Source organism: Thioclava dalianensis (assembly GCF_000715505.1).
Taxonomy (GTDB): domain Bacteria; phylum Pseudomonadota; class Alphaproteobacteria; order Rhodobacterales; family Rhodobacteraceae; genus Thioclava; species Thioclava dalianensis.
In genome coordinates this window covers 35996-57804 of record NZ_JHEH01000020.1, presented here as the reverse complement: position 1 = coordinate 57804, position 21809 = coordinate 35996, and the positions used below count along the sequence as shown (strand labels likewise).

General features: G+C 60.1%; 19 protein-coding genes and 1 pseudogene. 16 read left to right on the top strand and 4 right to left on the bottom strand.

Features of this window, described 5'->3' with window-relative positions; translation table 11 throughout:
• Positions 1 to 333 (bottom strand): annotated as a pseudogene (locus DL1_RS14555) (hypothetical protein); the annotation flags it as partial.
• 169 nt (positions 334 to 502) lie between these two features.
• Between DL1_RS14555 and DL1_RS20950 the strand changes: the two are divergent.
• A complete protein-coding gene (locus tag DL1_RS20950) occupies positions 503 to 1096 on the top strand; it encodes a TetR/AcrR family transcriptional regulator (protein ID WP_051693583.1) in 594 nt (197 codons plus the stop codon).
• Positions 1097 to 1260: 164 nt separating this feature from the next.
• On the opposite strand, the gene DL1_RS14545 is transcribed toward DL1_RS20950, so the two are convergent.
• Positions 1261 to 2064 (bottom strand): NAD-dependent epimerase/dehydratase family protein, encoded by an 804-nt coding sequence (locus DL1_RS14545; RefSeq protein WP_038067756.1) that lies wholly within the window; start codon positions 2062 to 2064, stop codon positions 1261 to 1263.
• 259 nt (positions 2065 to 2323) lie between these two features.
• On the opposite strand from DL1_RS14545, the gene kdgD reads away from it, so the two are divergent.
• Positions 2324 to 3226, top strand: a complete 903-nt coding sequence (kdgD, locus tag DL1_RS14540; protein WP_038067755.1) for a 5-dehydro-4-deoxyglucarate dehydratase — start codon at positions 2324 to 2326, stop codon at positions 3224 to 3226.
• A gap of 37 nt (positions 3227 to 3263) precedes the next feature.
• Positions 3264 to 4403, top strand: coding sequence for a mandelate racemase/muconate lactonizing enzyme family protein (locus DL1_RS14535; RefSeq protein WP_038067753.1), 1140 nt, complete (start codon positions 3264 to 3266; stop codon positions 4401 to 4403).
• 46 nt (positions 4404 to 4449) lie between these two features.
• On the opposite strand, the gene DL1_RS14530 is transcribed toward DL1_RS14535, so the two are convergent.
• Entirely contained in the window at positions 4450 to 5157 is a 708-nt protein-coding gene (locus tag DL1_RS14530; RefSeq protein ID WP_038067752.1) for a FadR/GntR family transcriptional regulator, read from the bottom strand.
• 1203 nt (positions 5158 to 6360) lie between these two features.
• Here DL1_RS14530 and DL1_RS14525 point away from each other — a divergent pair.
• The 5 genes from DL1_RS14525 (at position 6361) to DL1_RS14505 (ending at position 11555) form a co-directional block, all read left to right on the top strand.
• On the top strand, positions 6361 to 7662 hold the full coding sequence (locus DL1_RS14525) for an ABC transporter substrate-binding protein (protein ID WP_038067750.1): 1302 nt from the start codon (positions 6361 to 6363) through the stop codon (positions 7660 to 7662).
• 81 nt (positions 7663 to 7743) lie between these two features.
• The gene (locus tag DL1_RS14520) at positions 7744 to 8685 is read left to right on the top strand and encodes a carbohydrate ABC transporter permease (protein WP_051693582.1); all 942 of its coding nucleotides are present in this window, start codon (positions 7744 to 7746) and stop codon (positions 8683 to 8685) included.
• Between the two features lie 12 nt (positions 8686 to 8697).
• Complete coding sequence (locus DL1_RS14515; protein WP_038067748.1) at positions 8698 to 9537, top strand: carbohydrate ABC transporter permease; 840 nt, start codon at positions 8698 to 8700, stop codon at positions 9535 to 9537.
• 55 nt (positions 9538 to 9592) lie between these two features.
• Positions 9593 to 10678, top strand: a complete 1086-nt coding sequence (locus DL1_RS14510; protein WP_038067746.1) for an ABC transporter ATP-binding protein — start codon at positions 9593 to 9595, stop codon at positions 10676 to 10678.
• A gap of 4 nt (positions 10679 to 10682) precedes the next feature.
• Positions 10683 to 11555 carry an SMP-30/gluconolactonase/LRE family protein gene (locus tag DL1_RS14505; protein ID WP_051693581.1) on the top strand — a complete coding sequence of 291 codons (873 nt, stop codon included), beginning with the start codon at positions 10683 to 10685 and terminating at the stop codon, positions 11553 to 11555.
• Between the two features lie 53 nt (positions 11556 to 11608).
• On the opposite strand, the gene DL1_RS14500 is transcribed toward DL1_RS14505, so the two are convergent.
• Positions 11609 to 12856: an AGE family epimerase/isomerase gene (locus DL1_RS14500; RefSeq protein WP_038067744.1), complete on the bottom strand. Its 1248-nt coding sequence runs from the start codon at positions 12854 to 12856 to the stop codon at positions 11609 to 11611.
• Positions 12857 to 13123: 267 nt separating this feature from the next.
• Here DL1_RS14500 and DL1_RS14495 point away from each other — a divergent pair, with 267 nt between their 5' ends.
• The 8 genes from DL1_RS14495 (at position 13124) to DL1_RS14460 (ending at position 21553) form a co-directional block, all read left to right on the top strand.
• Positions 13124 to 14092: a mannonate dehydratase gene (locus DL1_RS14495; protein WP_038067742.1), complete on the top strand. Its 969-nt coding sequence runs from the start codon at positions 13124 to 13126 to the stop codon at positions 14090 to 14092.
• An 11-nt stretch (positions 14093 to 14103) separates the two neighbouring features.
• Entirely contained in the window at positions 14104 to 15468 is a 1365-nt protein-coding gene (locus DL1_RS14490) for a glycoside hydrolase family 28 protein (protein ID WP_038067770.1), read from the top strand.
• A gap of 456 nt (positions 15469 to 15924) precedes the next feature.
• Positions 15925 to 17031, top strand: coding sequence for an ABC transporter substrate-binding protein (locus DL1_RS14485; RefSeq protein WP_038067739.1), 1107 nt, complete (start codon positions 15925 to 15927; stop codon positions 17029 to 17031).
• A gap of 78 nt (positions 17032 to 17109) precedes the next feature.
• The gene (locus tag DL1_RS14480; protein ID WP_038067735.1) at positions 17110 to 17979 is read left to right on the top strand and encodes an ABC transporter permease; all 870 of its coding nucleotides are present in this window, start codon (positions 17110 to 17112) and stop codon (positions 17977 to 17979) included.
• On the top strand, positions 17976 to 18764 hold the full coding sequence (locus DL1_RS14475) for an ABC transporter permease (protein WP_038067732.1): 789 nt from the start codon (positions 17976 to 17978) through the stop codon (positions 18762 to 18764). Before DL1_RS14480 ends, DL1_RS14475 begins: the two co-directional genes overlap by 4 nt.
• A gap of 3 nt (positions 18765 to 18767) precedes the next feature.
• Entirely contained in the window at positions 18768 to 19829 is a 1062-nt protein-coding gene (locus DL1_RS14470; protein ID WP_038067728.1) for an ABC transporter ATP-binding protein, read from the top strand.
• Positions 19830 to 19898: 69 nt separating this feature from the next.
• Positions 19899 to 20306, top strand: a complete 408-nt coding sequence (locus tag DL1_RS14465) for a thiol-disulfide oxidoreductase DCC family protein (RefSeq protein WP_038067724.1) — start codon at positions 19899 to 19901, stop codon at positions 20304 to 20306.
• Positions 20303 to 21553 carry an MFS transporter gene (locus DL1_RS14460; protein WP_245739657.1) on the top strand — a complete coding sequence of 417 codons (1251 nt, stop codon included), beginning with the start codon at positions 20303 to 20305 and terminating at the stop codon, positions 21551 to 21553. Before DL1_RS14465 ends, DL1_RS14460 begins: the two co-directional genes overlap by 4 nt.
• Positions 21554 to 21809: the final 256 nt, after the last annotated feature.

Sequence of the window (21809 nt, the reverse complement as noted above, 5' to 3'; positions counted from 1 at the left end):
TACTATTCTGCCCCCTCCGGCATCAGACCCCTTGGTGATGATGCCGCCGACGCGCGGCACGATATCGGCCTGCTGATAGGCGACCGCGCGGCCCGGAAGGGTGACGACACGCGGCACCGCCTGCCGGTTCAGCGTGATCACACCCACGGGCACGGCCGGTGGCGGCCCGCCTTTCTGGCTCGCCTGTTGCGCGCTTGCGCCGTCCGTCAGCAAAGCCGCTCCAAGAATGGCGCAGGCTAAGCCAAACACTCTTTTTGCGCGAGTCTCCATCACCATGTTGGCCTCTTCCTTATAAGCGCGATTGTGACGGCCCGGCCTCATGGTCTGGACCATAGAGCTGCGCCTTGACTACGCGGGAACTTGAATGAAATTGCACAGAACGTAAAGATTGCACACCATGCAAGTTATTGTGATCTTCTGTGTGCAAACTTATACGGCACGGGCCAACTCTTGCCTTGCCGACGTGCGGGCCTCATGCATGATCGATCCAAGGAGGAGAAAAATGAAAATGGCGACGTGTTCGCTGCGTGAGCGCCGTCGGCGCGAAACCAGCCGAGAAATCCAAAAAACTGCGATCGAACTGGCACTGGACCTTGGGCTGGACGAGGTGACGACGGACATGATCAGTCAGCGCGCGGGGATAAGCGCACGTACTTTCTTCAACTACTACCCGAACAAGATTGCCGCGATCGCGGGCGATCCGCCGCGCTTCGAGGGCGATTATGTCGAGATATTCCTGTCTGGCGCCGGGCCGCTCACCGAAGATCTGAAGATCTTCCTGAGCGCACACCTGCGTCAGGTCACCTTCCATCCCGCGATGATGGACAAATTCACCCAGCTTCTGCGGCAGGAGCCGAAGGTGCGCGACCTGCATGACATCGGTCTCGACGGGCTGCGCAAGGATCTGGCGCGGATCATCGAAAGCCGGCTTCCGTCGCCCGGGGTGCTGACGGGCCAATTCCTAGCTCAGGTACTGATTGGTTTCATAAAGATTCTGATCGAGGACTGGTCCGCGCATCCCGAAGACTCATTGGAACAGCGTCTCGAAAACCGCTGGCCGCAGTTCCTCGCGGCGCTGAAAGCGATCACTACGTGAGCCGACGCGCGAAAGCCTGAACATCGTGCCCGCACTCCCTACCAAGACGTCATCCATATTCTGGACAGCGTCCTGTCGGCGTCTCGGGGCAATTGAGCCTAGGATCGGACGCCGCCCATTCTCGAATGAAAGTGTAGCGACGCGCCTGCGATGCGCGTGTCGGTTCAGTCGTGGGCACGGACCGGTTTGACGGCATGGCCGCCACCTTGAAAGCGCGTATCGGGAGCCTCCGGGTCGGGATGCGGCAGTCGCGCTTCGACCTTGGCACGAAAGCGCGCTGCGTTGTCGCGCGGCTTCCAGCCCAACGCCTCGGACGGCGTGTTGTCCCACCACACGCCGTCATTGTTCGAAACGCCCCAGATCACCGGGCAGCCCAGATCCCGGACGGCGAACACCCGTCGCACGAGGGACGCCAAGTCATCATAAGAAAGCCATGTGGACAGCATGCGGCGACTGTCAGGCTCCGGGAAACATGAGCCAATCCGAACAATCGCAGTCTCTTGATTGTATTTATCATAATACATTCGCGCCAGTGCCTCGCCGTAGCATTTCGACACGCCGTACAGGCTGTCGGGACGCAAGGGGACATCGGGCTGAAGGGTCTGGCCCGGCGGGTAAAAGCCGATCGTGTGATTGGAGCTGGCAAACAGGATGCGCGGCTGACCAGCCTTGTGTGCAGCGTCATATATATTGAAGACCCCACGGATATTCGCCTCGAGGATAGCGTCGAAGCTTTTCTCGACCGAAATACCCCCGAGATGCAGAATTCCATCGCAGCCTTGAACCAGATCAACCACCGCCGCGTGATCGGCGAGATCGCAAGGAACGAAGTGTTCGTGTTCGGTGAGATCAATGACATCGGCGAGATCACTAAGTCGCACTTCATTCGCCAAGCCGCACAAGCGCGGACGCAGTGCACGCCCTAGCGCCCCTGCGGCCCCGGTGATCAGCAATCGGTTCAGTGTCATAGTGGATCTCCTCTTTACAGAATCCTGTCATACTTATTTTCGTCGCTGTCAATGTTTTGTCGTGATCCAAATTCTCACTTTTCGTCACCAACCGCAGTGTTGAATGCCTGTATCTATGTATTTTTAACTGAATAATCGAGCTTTGCGGAAATGGGCCGGATTGTCCGTGTTGCGGGGCTTCACGTCCGGGGGAGCTGCGCTGTCTTGACATGTCGTACAAATAGTCAGACAAAACTGCCATTACTCAGGAGACGCAATCATGACGCCAGACCATCTCAAGGCAAAGCTCGGCTCGGGCCTTCTGTCCTTCCCTGTGACGCATTTCGATACCGAAGGTAAATTCGCGCAGGATAGCTATCGCCGCCATATCGACTGGCTGGCGGGCTACAAGGCGCCGGCGTTGTTTGCGGCAGGTGGAACGGGCGAGTTTTTCTCGCTTCTGCCGAATGAAGTGCCTGAGATCGTGCGTGCCGCGAAGGAAAGCGCTGGTGATACGGCTATTGTGTCGGGTTGTGGTTATGGCACAGAAATCGCCATCTCGATCGCTCGCGAAACAGAAAAGATCGGCGCTGACGGCATCCTGATCCTGCCGCACTATCTGATCGACGCGCCGCAGGAGGGCTTGTATGCGCATATCAAGGCGATCTGTGAGGCTGTCGATTTTGGCGTGATGATCTACAATCGCGACAATTGTCAGTTCGACGTCGATACTGTCGCAAGGTTGTGTGATGACTGCCCCAACCTCATAGGGTTTAAAGACGGTTCAGGCGATATTGGCAAGATGCGCCAGATCTCGGCCAAAATTGGCGACCGGTTGGTGTATCTGGGTGGCATGCCAACGGCGGAACTGTTTGCCGAGGCATATTTGAGCGTGGGGTTCACCACCTATTCCTCGGCCGTGTTTAATTTCGTGCCGGCGCTCGCTACGCGGTTCTACACGGCATTGCGCAGCGGTGATCGGGCAACTTGCGAGACGATCCTGAATGAATTTTTCTTTCCGTTCATGGAGCTTCGCTCACGCCGCAAGGGCTACGCCGTGTCGGCGATCAAGGCCGGGGTACGTCTGGTGGGGTTCGACGCTGGTGCGGTGCGTTCGCCACTTCAGGACCTGACACCGGAAGAAGACGCAATTTTGCATGCGCTCATCGAGAAGTCCGCCTGATCCGAGTGTACTCGGCCTTTTGAGGAGCGAGAGAGCGTTGAAGATTGCCGATATCCGCACGCATTTTCTGGAACACCGGCTAGAGACGGCCTTTGAGAGCGCTTCTATGCGTTTCGATCGGCGGCTGCATCTGTTGGTGGAGGTGATTTGTGACGATGGTACGGTCGGTTGGGGGGAGTGCCTTGGCCCGCCGCTCCCAAACGCGGCGGTTGTGGAAGCGTATCGCGATCTCCTTCTGGGCTCCGATCCGCTCGAAACCGAGAGAGCTTGGGCTCTTTGCTACAATGCGCTCCGTGATCAAGGGCAGCGCGGACTGACGATCACGGCGCTTTCGGGCATCGATATCGCTCTATGGGATATCAAGGGCAAGCATTTTGGCGTGCCAGTCTCCACCCTTCTGGGCGGGCGGTTTCGGGATCGCGTCGAGGCCTATGCGACCGGTAGCTTCCGGCGCGACGGGGTCGACCGGGTGCGGGACAATGAGGCGGAGATGGCCGGACACGCGGCCGCAGGGTTCAGGCGAATGAAGCTCAAGATCGGCTTTGATCTGGCTGAGGATCTGCGGGTGATCGCCGCTGTGCGCGAGGCAATCGGTCCCGATCGAATGCTTATGATCGACGCCAATCATGGCTACACTGTCGGCGAGGCCATTCGCCTTGGGCAGCAGGCCGAACGCTACGATATCGACTGGTTCGAAGAGCCCGTGGTGCCCGAGCAGTTGGACGCCTATCTGGCGGTTAAAGCTCAACAGCCGATCCCGTTGGCGGCGGGAGAAACCTGGCACACCCGCTGGGGATTTCACGCGCCGATGCAGCGACGTTGTGTGGAGATCGTGCAGCCCGATCTTTGCGGCATGGGCGGCTTCACCGAGGCCAGACGGGTCGCAGACATGGCCTCTCTCTACGGCATTCGCGTCGTCCCGCATATCTGGGGCACGGCGGTGCAACTCGCGGCAGCTCTGCAGTTCATGGCGGCGATGGTTCCAGATCCTATGCGCAGAGCTTCCGTAGCCCCGATCATGGAATTCGATCGGACCGAGAATCCGTTTAGGCAGGCCGTGGTCACCCAGTCCATCGAGCATGAGAATGGCTGGGTGCGCGTGCCCGACGGTCCCGGTCTGGGCATAGAGATTGACCGTGCTGCGCTGAGCGCATTTGCACCGAAGATGACGATATGATCGCGGTTTGGAGTGCGACGCAGCGGTTCGTGCGCGATCGCGAACCTTAGCCGCGTTGCAGCATTCGATACCGGGCCTGACTGCCCTTCAGATGCGCGCGCATGGCCGCCCGCGCCTTGTCCTCATCGCGGTCCAAAATAGCATGAACAATCGCCTCGTGCTCCTTGCGCAGCATTTGCAGATACTCCGGCGGAGCGTCCTTGCGGGTGGTCTTGAGCCCGTGGCGTGGGATCATGCTGGCGCCGAACATGTGCAGAATCTCCGCGAAGCGCGGATTATTTGTAGCCTCGGCGATGCTTAGATGCAGTTCGAAATCGATTTGATGGTCGAGCCCACCAGTCTCGACCGCTGCGTTGAATGCATGCAACGCGCTGAGGATCGCTTCTTCCTGAACCGGCGAACGACGTTGAGCAGCCAGGCCTGCGGCCTCTACTTCTACTGCGGCGCGCAATTCCAGCAACTCGATCACCGACGACAGCCGCGCGGGATCAATCACACGGAAACCGCTGACAGGTCGTGGCTTCGGCTCCACCACGAACACACCAGCCCCGCGTTGGGGATCCACTAGGCCATCGGAGCGAAGCGCCGCAATCGCTTCGCGCACAACCGTACGCGACACTCCGAACTCCTCGGTCAGCCTCGCCTCGCTCGGCAACCGATCGCCGGGCGTATATTGTTTCATGGCGATTTGGTCACGTAGCTTTTCCAAAACGTCTTGCACCAACGTGCGGCCTTTAGGTGGCGCTTCGGTCATGCGTGATCTCCTGTGAGAGTAAGGGCCGGTGCGAATGAGGCGCGAGATATCGCATCCCTTTCTCGGAACCTATCATGCAGCTTTAGGTCTGGAAAGGCGTTTGCTTGGTTTTGCTATATGTGTTTGGGCGTGACGCAGCCCGCCCTGCGCGGGTTTGTGCACGGCGTCAACGGGTTGTTGACTTAGTGTCATACAGGTTTCGATTACTGGGCGGTGAGGTGGTTGCCGCGAAGAGCTCCTGCCTCGCCCTCAATGCCGGTATGCGGATACTGACGGCGGCCATGTGGGCGCGCGACGGAGATCGGCGGGAGCTTCTGGCTCCGCCGAAACCGAATGTAGAGGGACGCTTTGGAATGGCACCCTTTGCCAACAGGATCCGTGCCAAGCGTTTTCGGCGGCCCGGGATGGGCCTCCTCTAGACAGATCAACCAGCCAGAGAGAAATTTCGCGACGCACCAAGTTCGCGGGGCTTTCTGTCGAAAACAGAAACTTAGCGTGTTGATTTTAAGGGTTTTCTCTAAGTATCGAGGCTGTTGACTGATCTCGGAGGCTGCACGCCACTTCTGATCGATTTGCGCCGACGGTCACTGGTGCGGCGCCCTCAGTTCCGATTTGACCGGTCGCGAGGGCAGCCGTTTGATATGATGCATCACTCTTATTTCTCTCGCGATTTTCGGGTTCAGGCGATGTTGTTGGTCGCGCAAGTTGCGTCGCTGGGGATGTCGCTTATGGAAACCTGCTCGCAGTCTGCCCTGCCAGACGCCAGCAATGTCTCGGATCTGAAACAGCCTGATCGGCTCTTGTCCCGCTTGCAAGTTGCTCCCGTGCGTCTTTGTTGGTCCGATCAGCAGGTGTTCGTATCTGCAGGGGCGCTGGATAGGCGCTTCGTTATCTGCATGCCCACGCGCGCGATCACGTCTAGTTTTCCTGCGTCGAGCCGTTAGCCAGGCACCAAATGCGAGTCGTCACAGGCAAACTCCATCGAACAAACCACTAAAAAGACTCGATCTTGGAGAAAAACTTGGCGAATTTCCGTTGCTCCAGCGGGGAAATTTACGGCAAACGACCAAAGAAATCATACAAATTGCGTTTTTATCCTATAAATAAGTTGAACCGAACGCTCCGTCAGGCTAGCGTCGTGCGATAATGCCGGGAGGCTTCGGGTTTTTCGACCGCAGGAAGAGACTTTCAAGGGAGGATCAGATGAAATCCAAATTCGGACAACTGTTGCTGGGTGGCTGCCTTGCGGTTGCCGTGGCGCTGCCGGCCTCAGCCGAGACCATCACCGTCTGGAGTCGCCAGACCGATCAGTCGATCAGCGTTCTAAAAGCTATCACCGATGCCTTTACAAAGGAGACAGGTATCAAGGTGGAGACCTTCAACAGCGGTATCGACTTCGAACAGCGCTTGGCGCGCGCTGCCGCGGCGCGCCAACTCCCCGATGTCGTTATCAACGACTCGTCACAGGTTGGCAGCATGCGGCAGATGGGGATCCTAGATCCGATCGATCGCACCAAACTGGCCGGTTGGAAGGACGTCTCGGACATCGCTTGGCAGAGCGCGCAGGATGGTCAAGGCAAATATTACGCTGTGCCGATTTCGGCACAGGCCTTTGCGCTGTTCGTACGCAAGGACTGGCGCGAGAAGCTCGGCCTGCCGGTCCCGAAGACCTGGGACGACATGCGCAAATTGGCCGAAGCCTTCACCCATGATGACCCCGACGGCAACGGCAAGGCCGACACCTTCGGGCTGGCGATCCCGGCCTCGACCACGCGTGGCTACGCGAGCTGGTATATGAGCCATTTTCTCTGGCAGGCTGGTGGCGGCTACCTGAAGAAGACCAAGGACGGCTTTCTGCCAATTCTGAACACTCCCGAAGACGCCAAGGCGCTGAGCTTCGTGCGCGGGTTGATCTGCGATGGGCTGGCACAGCCGGGCGCGGTGAACGCCACGACCGGCGACACGCTTCCGACATTCCGTTCGGGGCAAACCGGGATGCTGATCGACGGACCATACGATCTGGGCCAGATTGCCAAGGAGCCTGGTTTGGATAAGACCGAGGTCGATATGCTGCCGGCCGGACCGAGCGGTGTTGCCGCCTTGGCAGAGGGCACCAGCGCCTACATGCTGAAAGGCACCACGGACAAGGCCGCTGTCATGAAGTTCCTCGATTTCCTGATCTCGCCCGAGGGGCAGAAGATCGGGATGAACGTCGGTTCGGATGTCACACCTTTGGTGCGCCTGCCGGTGAACACGACAATGGATGTGCTGAAGATCCGCAAAGATCCGCGCTGGAAAGTCTATCAGGATACGTTCTTGAACTACGGTCACTACATGCCGGCTGTGCCTGACTGGACGTCGATCCGTCTGCTGACCGGCGATGGTTTCAACGCGATCCTGTCGCAGTGTCAGTCCGACATTCCCGCGCAACTGGCCGACCTGAATACGAAAGTTGCAGCCGAGCTGAAGAAGCAGGGCGTGCTCGACCCGTCGTACAAGGAATGAGCGTGGGTTGATGCCGCTTCGATGCGTCGCCGGGTTTTGCGGCGCATCACCTGCCCCTTACCTGTTCCCAAGAGGACAATTATGACCGAGACGCAGCCGTCCGCGCATTCCAACGGTCCCGCTCCCCGCAAACGCAGTACCCGGTCTCCGGCCTTGCGTCGGCTGGGCAGGGGCGTGATGCCATGGCTCTATCTTATGCCGGCGCTGATTGTGTTCACCTGGTTCAAGTTCTACCCGATGATCTCAGGCTTCCTCATGTCGTTCTATGAGGTTAAGTTTTACGATCCCAGCGTCTGGGTCGGCTTAGATAACTATCGTGCGATTTTGCACGACAGCGCCCTGCTCGTCGCGACTTGGCACACCATCATCTATGTGATTGCGGAAACGATCGGCGCAGCGGTTCTGGCCTTCTTTCTGGCATTGGCGCTTGAAGGGCCGGCGCGTCACGTGCGCATCATTCGCACCGCAATCTTCGTACCGGCGATCACCAGCGTGGCGATTATCGCCGAGCTCTGGCGAATTCTGTTCAACTCGGCCAGTTATGGGCTGGTGAACTCGTTCATCGGTTTGTTCGGTATTCCGCCGCAGGGTTTCCTGACCGATCCGTCGCAGGCGCTGTGGGTTCTGATCCTGATGAGCATCTGGAAAAGCGCCCCATATGACATGGTGATCTTTCTGGCCGGCCTCGTCAGCATAAATCGCGAGCTGTATGACGCCGCTGATGTCGATGGCGCCAGTCGGCTGCGCAAGATCTGGCACGTGACCCTGCCGGGAATTGTTCCGGCGATCTCGGTGGTGGTAATGCTGTCCTTCATTCGCGGTTTCCGTGTCTTCACCGAGGTCTATGCCACCACCGGTGGCGGTCCGGCAGGCTCGACCTCGACGATCATGACGCAGATCTACAAGGTCGGGTTCGAGCAGTTGAACTACGGTTATGCGGCAGCCGTCTCATTCTTGCTGCTTCTGTTCACCGTTTTGATGACGATTCTGCACACCGTGCTCAAGAATCGTTTCTTCGGTTGAGGGGGGAAAGAGATGAAGAAGTCACCTACCCTCAAAACCCTCCAGGTTATTGTCTACGGTCTCATCTTGCTGATTTTCGTCGGACCGTTCTGGAGCGTGTTGGTCACCGCCTTCAGCGGCACGAGTCTGAAGCCGGGCCAATTGACGCTGATTCCACAAAGCTTCACGCTGGAGAACTTCCGCATCGCCTTTTTCGACATGAAGGTGTGGCGCTACCTGTTGAACTCGCTGATCGTGGTGGGTTTCGGCACCATCGCACAGGTTCTGGTCAGCGCGCTCGCCGCCTATGCACTTGCGCGCAAAAAGTTCCGTGGCGCGGCGGTCGTCACCCTTTTGATTTTGACGACGCTTATGTTGCCTGAAGAAGTGATCGCGATCCCGCTCTATTTGGTGACGCTCAAGCCGCTGCCAATCATCAACGAGCCGATCTATAACCACTACGCCGCGATGATCTTGCCAGTGGTGGGCTGGGCCTTCTCTATTTTCATGTTGACCGAATTCATGCGCGCCGTGCCGAAAGAACTAGAGGAGGCTGCGCGCATCGACGGGGCCAACGACTGGCAGGTGTTCGGCCATGTAATTCTACCGCTGATACGGCCAGCACTTGGAACGGTTATTATCTTTGGCTTCATCATGATCTGGGACCAGTATCTGCTGCCTTTGATCGTGGTACAGGATCATAGCCTGATGACGTTGCCGGTCGCACTGGCGTCGCTGCGCGTGGATCCCACGATCACGCCAAATATCATTGTCGCCGCGACACTGATCGCGATGGCACCCAGCGTAATCATCTATCTTCTCCTTCAAAAGCACTTCAACCGTGGCCTGATGGCCGGCGCGGTCAAAGGGTAAGAGTCGGTGGCGGGAGTGTTCCTTGCCTCGCCGACAATCAACAAAGAGGTATCAAATGGGTGCGGTAACCCTCAGCAACGTCTCCAAGTCCTTCGGAGCAGTCAAGGTCATCCGAGATGTCTCGATTGAAATCGCCGAGGGAGAATTCTGTGTTCTGATCGGACCCAGCGGCTCGGGCAAATCCACCTTGCTCCGGATCATTGCCGGGCTCGAGGAGGCCACGCAGGGAAATGTCTTCATCGCCGAAAACGACGTGACCGACCTGCCTGCAAAGGAGCGCGACATCGCCATGGTGTTCCAATCCTATGCGCTCTACCCGCAGATGTCGGTGCGCGAGAATATGAACTTTGCTCTGCGACTGGCCCGTCGCCCCAAAGCCGAGATCGAGGCAAAGGTTCAGGAAGTCGCAGTGATGCTTGGTCTTGAAGAGCTGCTGGACCGGCTGCCCAAAGAGTTGTCGGGCGGCCAGCGTCAGCGCGTCGCGATGGGTCGGGCCATTGTACGCAACCCTTCGGTCTTCCTGTTCGACGAGCCGCTGTCGAACCTCGACGCCAAGCTCCGCAGTCAGGTGCGTGGCGAGATTCGTGATCTTCATCAGCGCTGGAAGACGACCTCGATCTATGTGACCCACGATCAGGTCGAGGCGATGACCATGGGTGAAAAGATCGTGGTTCTGCGTGATGGACGGGTGGAGCAAGTGGGCAGCCCGTTGGAGCTCTACGATTTTCCCGAGAGCCTTTTCGTTGCGGGCTTTATCGGATCTCCGGCGATCAACATGATCGAGGCGCGCGTCGGGGATCAGGGCCGGGCCCTGAGCCTTGCGGGCACTGCGCACGAGCTGCCCTTGCCCGAGGGCTACGATCTGCAATCTGGCCAGGAGGTGGTGATCGGCATTCGCCCGGAATATATTGACGTCGCCGATGCCCCCGATGTCGGTACCCTACCCGCAACGGTACATGCGGTGGAGAGCACAGGATCGGATACTACGGTGATCTGCCACTCGGATATGGGGCAGATCCTAGTCGCGTCCAAGGCGCGCAGTGCGTTGCGCGACGGCGATCAAGTGGCGCTGCGGGTGCGCGAGGATAAGGCTCTGATCTTCGACTGCGCCACCGAACGCCGCATTCTGCCGCGGGTCTGAGCCGATGGCCGTGTTCGAGGCGCAATGCCTTGCTCCGGTTGGGCGCGGGCTGAACGAGACCCCAGTGTGGGATCCGGCGCGGGGCGAGGTGATATGGATCGATCTGGCCGCAAATGAGTTGTTGCGTCTGCGCTGGGAGGATCGCAGGGTCACGGCGCATGCCTTGCCAGTGCGGGTAGGCGCTATTGCCTTGGCCGAGGACGGGCGGCTTGCGGCGTCGACCGCGCGCGGCTTTGCCATGCTGGATCTGACCGAGACCGGGGTGGAGATGCACCCGGTCGGCGGGCCAGGACTGGCGACCGGCTGGCGGATGAACGATGGGGCCTGCGACCGGCAGGGCCGGTTCTGGTCGGGCAGCATTGCGCCCGATACATCGGCACCTGGTGCTTTCGGCAGGCTGTATACACTGGGTCAAGGCGGCGCAGTCACCGCTCGCGCGGGACAGTTTCGTACCCAGAACGGACTGGCCTTCAGCCCAGAGGGCACCCGGCTTTATGTGTCGGATTCCAACCCGCTTTGCGCACATGTCGCAATTTGGGATCTGGATTCTGACAGCGGCGAGATCACGAATGAACGGCCCTTTGCGGATCACAGGTTTCTGGGAGGACGGCCGGACGGCGCTGCGATCGACACGGCTGGATGCTATTGGATCGCCGCGAGCGACAGCGGACGGGTGCTGCGCCTGACGCCCGAGGGAAAGCTCGATGCCGAGATCCGGCTCGATGTGCCCAACCCGACCAATCTGTGCTTTGTTGGACCAGAACTTCGCAGCGCGGTGATCACCACGCTCAAGGCTGATGGGCGAGGACCGGGCGGAGACCTCTATGTCGTCGAGCTGCCGATGCAGGGGCTGGCCGAGCCGTGCTATCGGCTCTGACCTTTCCGAAATGACGCTCTTGAACGGGAAACATTCGGGGGCCCGGAACGCCTTCAGTTCAGATCGAGCCCCAGTTCGGCCAGAGCACGGGCCTGATACGAAAGCTGCGGTACCAGCGGGAACAGTGTCGCCTGAATCGAGTGGTAGATGTCCGGCTTGCCGGTGAATTGGCGATCATCGGGAAGATTGTCAGGTCCGACCTCAGGGATCCAACCTCCCTGCATCCGATCAATGAATAAGGCGTCTGCTGTCTGCCAGAATTGAAGATATTGCGCCTCCGTGATCTCTTGCGGATCGCATTTGAGGCGCGCGGCGGCGGCCCCGATAGCCTCTGTCAATGGCCACCAGTAGCGCGACCGACGAAGTGGCGTTCCATCGGCGGCGACCGTGTAGATGAAACCGCCCAGATCCGCGTCCCACGCATCGCTCAGAGCACGGGTGTAGAGAGCCTCCGACCATAGCAGCAGGTCGGATCGGCTGCGCCCTGACAGGTCCCATGCCTGTAGAAGCAGCCGAGATAATTCGAGCGAATGGCCCGGCGTGGTCCCGGCAGGGCGGAACATCGGATTGCCCTCGTAAGTGGGATCGACCTTCCAGTCTTCGGTGAAATGCTCGGGCAGACGCCAGCCATGGCTGGCTCCGATCTTGGCGACGAAGAAGTCGACAATCGACAATGCACGGTCGAGAAATTCGCGCTCGCCGGTGGCCTCGAATGCAGTCAGGAAGGCCTCGATCGAATGCATATTGGCGTTCATGCCGCGATATTGCGAGATCGGGTCCCAATCCTGTGCATATTCCTCGCGCATGCGGCCAAGACCAGAATCCCAAAAATGGCGGTCGATTACTTCCATCACATCGGCAATCAGGGCATCCGCCTCCGGGTGCCCTGCCATCTTGGCGCTGGCCCCGGCCAAAAGCACGAAGGCATGCCCATAGGCCAACTTCTGTCCGTCCTGTACCCTGCCATCTTCATCGAAAGACCAAGCATAGCCGCCATGACGTGCATCGCGATGACAATCGCGAAGCGCAGCCATGCCGTGATCGACCATGGTCGCCCCGTCGCCCCGCCCCGCCAGCTGCCCCAAGGCGAAGGAATGCACCATGCGCGTGGTGGCGTGCAGTTCACGCGGCGCATCCTTGATCGGCGCTCCATTCATGGACTGAGGGGCAAACCCCCCACGTGAATCAAGACCGCGCGCAAAGAAGTCGAATTGCCGCTTTGCATCCTGCGTCAGATAGGCCCGATGAGCGTCTGTGCCCCAGAATGGCGCAGTTGCGGGCAGTTTGGCTGTGGTCGTCATGCGCTTTCCTGTCTGGCCTTATCTGGTGTTCCGGATTGAGGCGGCTGCGGGTCCGTTGACTTATATATCATACAAATTTCGGTTGCAATGTCCGCTTTTTACTGACCCTGCCTCAGTTGCACGTTTGTTTTGAAGAGAAAAAGCAGAATGACCAGTTGCCGCCGTTTTGACGGCAAATTCGTGCGCCGCCTTGACAATTTATCATACAACGTAGAACAAGAAGTTATACACGAGGGTCGCAGGCCCGCCCGCATAGGAGAATCGCCGATGTATCTTGGGACACAACTGCCCGCGCGCCACGACGACGACTACCGGGTTATGCGTCAGTTGGGGGTCACCCATGTTTCGGCCACGCCCGAGGGTGATTGGCGCGGCTGGGATCGCCCTCTGCTCGAAGCTTTCCGCGAAAAGATTGAAAGTTTCGGGTTGGTGCTGGACATGACCCAACTGCCGATGCCTTCACGCCGGGTCGATCACGATGTCCCCTGCCCCGAAATCCTGCTGGCCGGGCCGGATCGCGACAAGCAGATCGACGGCATTTGCCGCCTGATTGAAAATTGCGGCGCGGCGGGGATTCCGGCAGTACGTTACAACTTCAATTACATCGGCATTCCACGCACGCCGATGGAACCGGGCCGGGGAGGCTATAGCTCTGAAGCCTGGCGCACCGATCTGGCCGATCTTCAGGCCCCTGCTCCCGAGGGCGTGGGCGTTCTGGAGGAAGACGAGATCTGGGAGCGCATCGGCTATTTCCTCGCCCGTGTTGTGCCGGTTGCCGAGACGGCTCAGGTCCGGCTGGCCTGTCATCCTCATGACCCGGCGACCCCGCCCGGCTACATGGGAGTGACGCGGGTTCTGGGTACTGTTGAAGGCATGAAGCGCTTTGTGAGCCTGCATGAAAGTCCGATACACGGGCTTAACTTCTGCATCGGGACGTTGGCCGAGATGCTGGAGGACGTTCGGGAGGTGCCCGACGTCACGCGTTGGTTTGGCGAACGCGGCAAGCTGATGAACATCCATTTCCGCAATATCGTCGGCAAGCGTTATAGTTTCCGCGAGAGTTTTCCCGAAGAGGGCGATGTCGACATGCCGGCAGTGATAGATGTGCTTCGCGAAACCGCGTATAAATACATGGTGATGCCTGATCACATGCCCACCCTTTCGGGCGAGAACCAGCAACAGGTGGCCTTCTCCTATTGCTATGGCTATATCGCCGCTTTGCTGCAGACACGCTGATGGTAGGCGCGATGGAAAGGGACGTTGTCCGACAGGTCCGGATCGCCGCAGATGATGCGCCCATTACAGAGCGGGTTCAGGCGTTGCTCGACCACGATGATGCGCCACTGCATCTGGTGCTGGAGCCGGGCCTCCACCGCGCCGCCGGGCTGCGGCTGCGCTCGGATGTGACGCTGGAGATCTTGGCCGGTGCGGAACTGCATTTTCTGCCGGGCTATGATCAATATGCCGGCACCAAAGTTGCAATCGTAGCCGAGGAAAGCGACCGGGCCATGCTGTGCGCCGCCGATGCGCGCAACATTGCGCTGGTCGGGGGAGGGCAGATTTTCGGCGCGGGTAGCACCCAGTACGTGCAGGGAGAAGATGTCCAGATGGGCACGCGTCGCGCCGTGCGCTATCGACCGCGCGTCGTGGTGTTCGATGCGTGCGAAAACATTCGTATCGAGGGGCTTCATATCGAAGACGCCCCGATGTGGACAATGCATTTTGCGGCCTGCACTAGGATCCGGGTGCACGGCCTTTCCGTCGATAACGACCGGCGCATGCCGAATACCGATGGTATTGTCATCGATGGATGCCGTGACGTGGAGATCACCAACAGCGTGTTCCGCACGGCCGATGACGGGATCGTACTCAAGACGACCCGGCGCGAAGATGGTACGCTGACTGGGCCGTGCGAGGATGTGATTATCCGCGACTGCGTGATCGAAAGCCGATCCTGCGCCATAAAGCTGGGCACCGAGAGCTTTTCGGCCTTTCGGCGCATCACCTGCGAGCGGGTGGATATCGAGAAGTCGAACCGCGGGTTGGGAATCCTGTCGCGCGATGGTGGCGTGGTCGAAGATATTCGCTTTGCCCAGATCACGCTGGACTGCCACGAGACGCCCGAAGGCTTCTGGGGATCGGGCGAAGCGGTGACCATCACGGTGATCGACCGTCGCCCGGAGGAAGGCCCGGCCGGATCTGTGCGCGGCGTTGTGATCGAGGATGTCCACGGAAAAATGGAGGGCGCGTTGTGCTTCGTTTCCGCGCGCGCCGACGGAATTTCCGATCTAACCCTTCGCCGAGTGACGCTCGAGCAGGTCCGCGGGGTATTGGGAACCGCTGCGAAATATGACCTTCGCCCGACAGAGGCCGACCGCTTCGACCGCTTTCCGCTGGGCGATGGCAATGCCGGACGGGTGGGCGGCTGGTGCTATGATGCGCAGGGGCGGATTATAGGATTGATCGACTATCCCGGCGGCATGCCTGGGCTATATATCCGTGGCGTGCGCGACCTGAAGACTGAGGCGTTGAGCATCATCCGTCCCGATCCGTTGCCGCCTGAGTTTAACGTGCAGCTCGTGGTGACCGAAGAGGCCGACGGGCTCGTTTGACGCTCCGGCGTCTTGCGCAACGATCTAGCCATCGATGGTATCGCAGCCCTGCCCGCGCCGTGTAAACCGAAGCGACCCCGATCAACGAGAGATCACGCAGCCTTGACCGATTGGCTGAGTGCTACCCAAACTGCGCCCCGCGAGGTAGTGCGACCCTTCCAATGATGGCAGATCGAGGCGGCCCGGGCGGTACTAAAGCCGCATCTCGGAATTCAATTTTTCCACAAGTCTCGAAAGTTTTCAGTTGCTTTGCATTTGCTAAAAGCGAATCCTCTGTCACACGACTTACATAGTTTAACAGTAACGGATCGGTTGCTTGAAATCCGTCTCGGACGGAATTTGGCCTGACCCGAAGCAAGATCGATCAACGCTAAGGGTGCGAAAAGCATCTTTGGGCACTCACTCGGCGGCAGAGCTGACTTTGTGTCCAACACATAACCAGGGAGAGAACTTGATATGACGTCCAAACTCCGACTTGCCTTGGGCGCAAGCGTGGTGGCGTTTGCTGCCAGCGTGAGCGTCGCTTCGGCCGACAATCTCGACGATCTTTATGCGGCTGCAAAGAAAGAGGGCACGCTGACCACGATCGCCCTGCCCCATTCGTGGTGCAACTATTCGGGCGTGATCGAGGGCTTCAAGGCCAAGTATCCGGGCATCACCGTGAACGAGCTGAACCCCGATGCGGGTTCTGCCGATGAGATCGAGGCGATCCGCGCCAACAAAGACAACAAGGGCCCGCAGGCGCCCGACGTGATCGATGTGGGCCTCTCCTTCGGCCCCGCCGCCAAGAAAGACGGGCTGATCCAGCCCTATAAGGTCGCGACCTGGGACACGATCCCCGATAGCGCCAAGGATGCCGACGGCTACTGGTATGGCGATTATTACGGCGTGCTGTCTTTCGCGGTGAACAAGGATCTCGTGGACAACGTGCCCACCGACTGGTCGGACCTGCTCAAGCCGGAATATGCCAACTCGGTCGCACTTGCGGGTGACCCGCGCGCCTCCAACCAGGCGATCCTGGGTGTTCTGGCGGCAGGCGTTGCAGCCGGCGGCAAGCCTGGCAAAGAGTCGGGTGAAGCTGGCCTGAAATACTTCGCCGAGATGAATAAGAACGGCAATTTCGTGCCCGTCATCGGCAAGACCGGGACGCTTGCGCAGGGGGCCACCCCGATCGTGATCGAGTGGGACTATAACGCGCTGGCCGGGCGTGACACGCTCAAAGGCAACCCGCCTGTGGATGTTGTCGTGCCGAAATCGGGCGTTGTCGCTGGTGTCTATGTGCAGGCGATCTCGGCCTATGCCCCGCACCCGAATGCCGCAAAACTCTGGATGGAGTATCTTTACTCCGACGAGGGTCAGCTGGGCTGGCTGAAAGGCTATTGCCACCCGATCCGCTTCAACGACCTCGCCAAGAACGGCAAGGTTCCGCAGGAGATGCTGGACGCGATGCCGCCCGCCGAGGGCTATGCCAAGGCGATCTTCCCGACGCTTGATGAGCAAGCTGCCAACAAAGCGGCTGTCACCTCTGGTTGGGACAGCGTCGTGGGCGCGAACGTCAACTGATATCGCCTGAATGAAGCCCCTGCGTCCCGTGCCACAAGGTACGGGGCGCGGGTTTGACTATCCGGAAAGATCCCCGATATGGCTGACGCCCCCGTTTCCCGACGCCAAGTCCCTTTGACATGGGTCGGAATGGTGCCCTTCACCGTCTTCGCCGCGCTGTTTCTGATCCTGCCCACGATGTATATCGTGGTGGGCGCCTTCAGGACGGCAGATGGCGGCTTCACCCTCACCAATCTCGCCAATCTGTTCCAACCCTCGATCCTCGCCTCTTACTGGATCTCGATCAGGATTAGCCTCGCGACTGCATTCTTTGGCTGCCTGATCGGCTTTGCGCTGGCCGCAGCCGTGACGCTGGGCGGTCTACCCAAATGGCTGCGCGGGCCGATCATGACCTTCTCGGGCGTGGCGTCGAATTTCGCGGGCGTGCCGCTGGCCTTCGCCTTTCTCGCGACGCTGGGTCGGCTGGGGCTTGTGACGGTTGTGCTGAAGGAGTGGTTTGGCGTCAATATCTACGCCCATGGCTTCAACCTGCTGAGCTTCTTCGGGCTGACCATCACCTATCTGTTCTTCCAGATTCCGCTGATGATCCTGATCATCACGCCCGCGCTCGACGGGCTCAAGCGCGAGTGGAAAGAGGCCGCCTCTATCCTCGGGGCAACCGGCTTTCAATATTGGCGCATCGTGGCGCTGCCGATCCTGTGGCCCTCGCTGCTGGGCACGCTGGCGCTTCTCTTTGCCAATAGTTTCGGAGCGGTCGCCACGGCCTATGCGCTGACCGGATCGTCCCTGTCGATCGTTCCGATCATGTTGTATGCGCAGATCCGCGGGGATGTGCTGCAAGATCCCCATCTGGGCTATGCCCTGGCCTTCGGGATGATCGTGATCACTGGCATTGCGAACTTTATCTACGTCTTCCTGCGGGCCCGGTCGGAGAGGTGGGTGAAATGAGAACGCAACGCATTTGGTCCATCATCGCCCTGCTTTTCGGCCTGCTCTATTTCGCGCTGCCGCTGATCGGGACGCTCGAATTCTCGCTGCGCGCACGGCGCGGGGTCTATTCGCTTGACGCCTACCGCTCGGTTCTGAGCGATCCGCAATTCCGCGAGACCTTCGGCTATTCCATCGTCATGGCAATCTTCACGATCCTCGTGGGCGCGCTGATCGTGGTGCCGACCGCCTATTGGGTGCGGCTTAAACTGCCGCGGCTGCGCCCGGTGGTGGAGTTCGTCACCCTGCTGCCGCTGGTCATCCCGCCGATCGTCATCGTCTTTGGCTATATCCGGCTTTACAACACGTCGTCCTTCCTGCCGCTCACCGGCTCGATCATGGGCACCAACGTGCTTTTGCTGCTGGGCTACACCACGCTGGCGCTGCCCTATATGTACCGCGCGGTGGATACCGGGCTGCGCACGCTGGATGTGGCGACACTGACCGAAGCCGCCCAAAGCCTTGGCGCGGGCTGGACCACGATTCTTGCACGGCTGATCCTGCCCAATGTGCTGATCGCCGTGCTGTCGGGTGCCTTCATCACCTTCGCCATCGTGATCGGCGAATTTGTTCTGGCCTCGCTGCTCAACCGGCCCGCCTTTGGGCCCTATATGCAGCTTGTCGGCGCCAACAAGGCCTATGAGCCCGCGGCGCTGGCGGTGATCGCCTTCTCGATCACTTGGATCTGCATGGGGCTGATCCAGCTTGTCACCCGATTTTCGAAACACACGAAAGCAAAACGGTAATCCATGGCCTTTCTCGACATCGAGCATCTGGAAAAATCCTTTGGCACCAACCGCGTGGTGAAGGATTTCAACCTTGAGATTGAGCAGGGAGAGTTCATCTCGCTGCTGGGGCCATCAGGCTGCGGCAAGACCACCGTGCTGCGCATGGTGGCGGGGTTTGAGAGCACCTCATCGGGCGCGATCCGCATCGACGGGCAGGACGTGACGAACCTGCGTCCAAACCAGCGCAATATCGGGATGGTGTTTCAGGCCTATGCGCTGTTTCCCAACCTGACCGTGGCGGAAAACGTGGGCTTCGGGATGCGGGTGGGCAAAAAGCCCAAAGCCCAGATCAAGAGCCGCGTCGAAGAGATGCTGCAGCTGATCGGCCTGCCCGGTCTGGGCGGGCGCTACCCGTTCCAGCTGTCGGGCGGACAACAGCAACGTGTCGCACTTGCCCGTGCCTTGGCCGTGCAGCCGCGCGTGCTTTTGCTCGATGAGCCGCTCTCGGCGCTCGACGCCAAGATCCGGGTGTCTTTGCGCGAAGAAATCCGTGAGATCCAGCGCGAGCTGGGGATCACCACGATCTTCGTGACCCATGATCAGGAAGAGGCGCTCTCGATGTCCGACCGGGTCGTCGTGATGAATGGCGGCGTGGCCGAGCAGACGGGCGAGCCCTTCGAGATCTACAACCATCCGAAAAGCCGGTTCGTGGCGCAATTCGTGGGCACGCTCAACACGCTCGATGCAACGGTGATCGACGCAAAGACCGGGCAAGTGCGCGTGGGTGAGACGCAGATCGGGCTCAATCGCGAATTGCCGGGGGCGCTCGCAGGCAGCACGATCAATCTCGCGCTGCGCCCGGAAGTGGTCTCGCTTGGGCGCAAGCCGGGGCGCGACACGATCCTCAAGGGGCGGCTGGCAGAGGTGCATTTCCTTGGCTCCACGATCCGGATGCGGGTCGATGTGGATGGCGCGCTGATCTCGCTCGACACGTTCAACACGCCCGACACCCCGCCGCCGCGGATCGGGGATGCGGTCGAACTGAGCCTCGCCGAGCGTGACCTTCTGGTGCTGACCGACTGAGCCCGCTCGCCCGCGAAAGATCCGCGCGCGCGCGTCACGCGTACCAGTCCCGAACAAGGATGGGTGACGATGAGCGAGCCGAATGCGACCACGCAGCCCGCTGCGCAGTGCTCGGTCTATTACGACGGGGCCTGCCCGCTTTGTCGTGCCGAGATCGGGCTTTACCGAAAGGCCGAAGGGGCGGAGGCGCTCGATTTCGTGGATGTCTCGCAGCCTGACGTCAAACTGCCCGAGGGTTTGAGCCACGACGCGGCGCTTGGCCGCTTTCATCTGCACAGCGCGGATGGTCGGCTTGTCTCGGGCGGTGCGGCCTTTGCAGCGCTCTGGTCGCAGCTTCCCCGCTGGCGATATCTTGGGCGCATCGCGCGCTGGCCCGTCCTTCGCTCCCTACTGGAACTGGCATACCGGGTCTTTCTGAAGCTCCGCCCGCTGATCGTGCGGATCTTCGTGGCACTCCAGCGGCGGCGCGCGAAATGAGCGCGGAAGGCAGCCACGATTACTGGCGCGTGGGCGGGCTTGCGATGGTCCTCGCCACCGCGAGCATCCCGATTTACATCCACCTGCCCAGCTTTGCCGCCACCCGCCTTGGCCTGTCGCTCAGCGAGATCGGCGCGATCCTGCTGCTGATCCGCATCATCGACTTCCTGCAAGACCCGCTTTTGGGGTGGATGACCGACAGGTGGTCGCGCCTGCGCGCGGTATTTGCAGCGGTTGCGATGATCACGCTGGGGCTGGGATGCCTCGCCGTGTTCACCGTGCCGCCCGTGGGGAGCACGGCGCTTTGGCTCGCGCTCGGGCTGATCGTGACCTTCTCCGGCTATAGCTTGGGCACGATCCTGCTTTACGGGCAAAGCGCGGCCTTCGCGGGCTCGGGCCAAACCTCTGCGCAATTGCGGCTGGCAAGCTGGCGCGAGACGGGCGTGCTGATCGGCGTCTTGCTTGGCGCAATCGCACCCACGGCGCTTGGAAAGCTTGAAGGACAGCCCGAGGGCTATGCCCCGTTTGGCATCCTCATCGCCGTGTTGGCCGTGGCGGCGCTGCTGTTTGCCCGCCCGCTTTGGCACAAGCCGCAGACGGCGGCGCTGCGGCTGAACTGGTCGGGTCTGATCGGCTCGGGTGCCGGGTGGCTGTTGCTGCTGGCTTTTGTCAACAGTCTGCCGGTCGCTGTGACCTCGACGCTGTTTTTGTTCTTCGTGGGTGACCGGTTGGGCCTGCCCGATCTCGCCGGTCCTTTCCTGATCCTGTTTTTCCTATCCGCCGGGATCGGCGCGCCGCTTTGGGGGCGGCTCGCGCGGCGGTTCGGGGCGCGCCCCGTGCTCACCCTCTCGATGAGCCTCGCCATTGTAAGCTTCATCGGCGCCTTCGCCACACCCCCCGGAGCCGCCCTGCCCTTCGCGGCGATCTGCATCGGTTCCGGGATCGCACTGGGCGCCGATATGGTGATCCTCTCGGCGCTCTTCGCCGCAGCGCTCGAACGCGCGGGGCTGCAGGCGGGGCAGGCGTTCGGATTTTGGAATTTCAGCGCGAAGGCGACATTGGCCATCGCAGCCGGCGTGATGCTGCCCCTGTTGCAATATGCGGGCTTCCAGCCGGGGGCCGAAAACACGCCCCGCGCGTTGGAGGCGCTCAATATCAGCTACGCGCTCGTGCCCTGCGCGCTCAAACTCATCGCAATCGCCTTCGTGCTGCGCCTGCCGTCAAAAGCCTTCGCCCCGGCGCAGTAGCGCGCGCCTTGCCGCGTTCGGCAGTCTCGAAATCAAGCCTCCAGCGGATGGCGCAGCATCGCTCTGATATCTGCGTCTTGAAAACCGGACCGCTCGAAACTGAGGTTTTCAATTCCGTCTTCCCTGGCTGGAGAGACGCGGACACGCAAGCAGGCATCGTCGTTCCCGCAAGCGCGAGACAGGCGTTCATGTCGAAGCAATGTGAAGGAGGCCGGTCGGCCTTTTTGTCATGGAAAAAGAAATAAGGTAGTTGTTG